This window comes from Solidesulfovibrio aerotolerans (assembly GCF_009856865.1).
Taxonomy (GTDB): domain Bacteria; phylum Desulfobacterota; class Desulfovibrionia; order Desulfovibrionales; family Desulfovibrionaceae; genus Solidesulfovibrio; species Solidesulfovibrio aerotolerans.
The window spans coordinates 1-4,110 of the sequence record NZ_WVUD01000094.1; the positions used below are offsets into that span (position 1 = coordinate 1).

2 protein-coding genes are annotated in these 4,110 nt (G+C 51.2%); both read right to left on the reverse strand.

What is annotated here, in order from left to right; translation table 11 throughout:
• Positions 1–137: 137 nt before the first annotated feature.
• Complete coding sequence (locus GTA51_RS20055; RefSeq protein ID WP_160964260.1) at positions 138–386, reverse strand: hypothetical protein; 249 nt, start codon at positions 384–386, stop codon at positions 138–140.
• Complete coding sequence (locus tag GTA51_RS20060) at positions 383–4,108, reverse strand: PAS domain S-box protein (RefSeq protein ID WP_343039543.1); 3,726 nt, start codon at positions 4,106–4,108, stop codon at positions 383–385. The genes GTA51_RS20055 and GTA51_RS20060 overlap by 4 nt, the downstream gene beginning before the upstream one ends.
• Positions 4,109–4,110 lie beyond the last annotated feature (2 nt).

The window sequence follows — 4,110 nt, forward strand, 5'->3', positions numbered from 1 at the left end:
CAGCGCAGCCTTCGCGTCCAGGAATGCTGACGAATGGGAACAAGTCGGCGAAGAGCTCGATATCCCCATCGTTAAGGTCATTTCCGCAGAGGGGGAGTCGTAAGTATCCGGCCGTAGGCGTCGGCGGCCTTGATCGCCTACTCAACCTTCCCGAAAATCGCTTCGACCAATCTTTCAGCTTCGGCGTCACGGTGACAGTGGTCAATGAACCCATCCGGCAGCATGACGAGTAATTCTTCAAATTTTTTGCGTGGTAAGTTTGCCGTAACCCAAGGTCGCTTAGTTTCATACTGGCGACGGGAAACCTTGAGGATCGCCCAGGGTTTTTCCTGCGTGAGTTGTTTAAACATAATAGACAGTATAGCAGTAGAAGTCGTTGTCTTCAAGTTCTCGAAGGTCTCTTTGATTCAAGAGAGTTAAAAGTGCGTTTGATGACTTCTTTTAAATCTTGTATGTCCACAGGTTTGGCAATGTAGTCATTCATTCCCGCCGCAAGAAACTTCTCACGGTCTCCAGCCATGGCATAAGCCGTCATGGCAATGATGGGAACATCCTTTTTGTTATGCCCTGCTTTTCCTGACCGAATTGCCAAGGTGGCCTGCACGCCATCCATGATGGGCATCCTGATGTCCATCAAAACAAGGTCTATGTCCTTTTCTAAAAGAATTTCTATGGCCTGCTGTCCATCCGTGGCGACAATGACGGCGTAGCCGTGTTTTTTCAATAATGCCTTGACAGTGACGACGTTGATGTCTTCGTCCTCCACAAGTAAAACCTTGTAGTGAGCAGGGGAAGGATGCGAAGATAAAGTTATGCTTGGGAGAGAAACAGCTCCGTTTGCCTTTTTTGAAGCCCCAAAAGGCAATGACAGGTAAATGGTCGTTCCCAGGCCTGGAGCGCTTTCGATGGCAATTTCACCTTTCAATAGGCCGACAAGTCGTTTGACGATGGAAAGTCCAAGTCCTGCTCCTTGAAAACGGCGAGTGTAATTCCCCTCACCCTGTGAGAAAGGCTCGAAGATCAGCCCAAGAAGTTCGTCGCTGATTCCAATGCCTTCGTCGCTGACCATGAACAAGACTCGTTGGGTAACCTTCGCTAACGGCAGCAGATATGCCTGGACGAAAATAGTTCCTTGGTCAGAAAATTTTATCGCGTTTCCGACAAGGTTAAAGAGTATCTGTCTGAGCCGAACTTCGTCCCCGAGAACAAATGAAGGCAATCGTTCATCCAGGAAGAAGCGCAGTTCCAAATCTTTCTTTCGGGCTGTAGACGCAAGCAGTCCGCCAACAGAATCGAACATGTCCGCTAAAGAGAACTCGACAATTCTGATGTTGAGTTTTCCAGCCTCAATTCGCGAGAGATCAAGGATGTCCGAAAGAAGATTTGTCAATCGCTTTGAGGATGTAATTGCCTCATCGACATACTCTTTTTCCTCTTCGCCGAGATGGGCTGTCTCGAGAAGCTGAAGCATGCCCAAGACACCGTTAAGTGGTGTCCTTATTTCGTGGCTCATGTTCGCCAGGAATTCCGACTTGGCGCGGTTGGCGTTCTCTGCCGCTTCCTTGGACTTCATGAGGTCGTCGATATCGATTTCAACGCCATCCCAGACGGTGTGCGCGTTCAGCATGCGTCGCGGTGCGGAGGTCAGAAGATGCCAGCGGATTTCGCCCGAGGGCAATCTCATGCGAACCTCGGCGCTAAACATCGACATGTTCGTTATAGCTTGAGTTTCTCGTTCAGCCAGAAGCGCTCTGTCTTCCTCAATGACTTGATTATAAAGAATGTTTGCGTCAGCCAAAACCTGCTCAGGGGAAACGCCGTGGAGTTTCGTGACCCCCGCGCTTAGATACGTAAAATGGCGCAGGGTGCCGTCTAGCCCACTGTCTAGTTGGTAGACCATGCCTTGTGGAAGATTGTCACTTAGGGAGGCCAACTGCGCTTCTCTCTCACGTAGGGCAGATTCAGCTCCTTCGCGGTCGAGCACCTTCCATACAGCATCCATAAGCAGGCTGAGTTGATAGATATCGGTGTCGGTATACTCACCTTCCTTGTTAGCGACGCCCACCACGGAAACGATTTTCCCATCCCTGTACACGGGAATTGTCATGTAGGAATATAGGGGCGCATGGCCATCAGGGTAGCCTTTTTTTAATGGATGATATGCTTGGAAGTCGTTGATCACTATAGGCTCCCGCTGGCGCACGGCTTCACCCCACACTCCGGTATCTTTCAAATCGTATTGCGTATGAGGCTTTACGATTGTGCACTCATGCATGACATCTTTTGACCAAGAATTCAGTGTAAGGCGTTCAGTCTCTTCGTCATATAGGTAAATATATCCTAGCTTGCTTTCGGTGAGTCGGATGGCCTCGTGGAGGACGAAGTCGAGAAATTCTTGAGGTTCAGTGAATGGATGTTGCAAAACTTCGACTAAGCTCATTAGTCTTGACTCGTTGGCGCGAAGCTTCTCCTCCATTTGTTTGCGTTCGGTAATGTTTGTGAACATAGCGAAAGCACCGATGAAGCTCCCAATGTCGTCAATAAGTGCCTTTGCCGAAACAATTGTCCAAAGAATAGAACCATCTTTGCACTTGAATCTACGTTCATAGATGTCGCTCAACCCGGCATGTCTGCCTTTCATCTTTTCGGTATGCTGGTCAAACTCATCTGGAAAAATGAACTCCTCGACCTTGTGTCCTATAATTTCTTCGACTCCATATCCGAGCATGTCGGCCATTGCAGGGTTGACGAGTGTAACCACATGATCGGCATCAACTGACCAGATGCCTTCGTTTGCGGTTTCCACGAGGCGTCTGTAGCGTTCCTCGCTGTCTCGAAGAGCCTGCTCGGCACGACGGCGCTCGGTCACATCCACGCCAAGGCAGGTTGCGTCAAGCACGTAGCCCTTATGGTCTAAGGTCAGGGCATTCGCCCAGGAGACAACGCGCTTTTCTCCGGAACGTGTCAGAATTTCGTTTTCATACGTCGAGAAGCCGTGGACGTGCTGTTGCGACATGACGCCATCAAAGATCCTTTTGACTTGCTCGCGAACTTCGATCGGAATGAACAGATCAAACCAATCTTGTCCCACGACCTCTTCTTTGCGCCATCCGGTCAAGTCGAGGAAATACTGGTTGACGAAAAGGACCTTGGCATTGGTGTCAAGTGAGACCCCGATTTGAGGGGTATTGAGCAAAACGTGCCGCCATTTCTGCTCGGATTTGATCAGGGCCTCTTCAAAGGCCTTGCGTTCGGTGATGTCATGGAAAACGCCCAGGATGAGCGTCCGCCCCTGCAGGTGGAAAACGCTGGCACGGACCAAGGATGTCCGGATTTCGCCGTCAGCCCGGCTGAAGCGGACTTCCTGGACATGGTCAGGGGATGCTACTTGTCGGAGGAACTGCGGCGTCGTGGTGTGGGGAACGACTTCCCCAGCTGGATGGAGGTCACTTTGGTGCATTCCCAGCAGTTCCATCCGCGAACGACGGAAAAGCTCTTCGGCGGCGGGGTTGCACTCGACGATGATGCCTGTGTCCGTTTCGGCGACAAGTATTGGGTCCATGACCGAGGCGTACAGAGCACGAAATTTTTCCTCGTTTTCACGAGTTTTGATCTTCTCCTCTTCTCGAGCTACCCGGGTCGACATGAGTTTTCCCAGGAGGGCCGTGCCCAAGGGGTAGATCAGCAAAACAGGCAAGGTAATTTTTGACAAGACATTCCAGGCGATGTCCCAAGGGAGGGTCAGCATCAAACCCAGCATGGCCAAGTGGATCGCTAGGCCGAAGAGCAGGAGTTCCCCAAAGGAAAGGTGTGCAAGTCCGCTACGCCTGAGATGTCTCCAAAGAATACCAATGGCTCCGGACGCCAGGATCACATAGACGCCAGTCCAAGCTCCAGACCCCCCTTGGTGGAGACGGTAGGCTGCGGTGATTGCCACAGTGATGGCGGTGGGTACAACGCCAAAAAACAGCCCGGAAATGCCAATGAGTACTGAGCGGGTGTCGAATACGACCCCCTGCATCAAAGTAAAAGGCGTGGACATGACCACGAGACCGACTGCTCCGAGCAGGATGCCCACAAGTCCTTGGCGTGGCTTTGCTTCTCCGATCT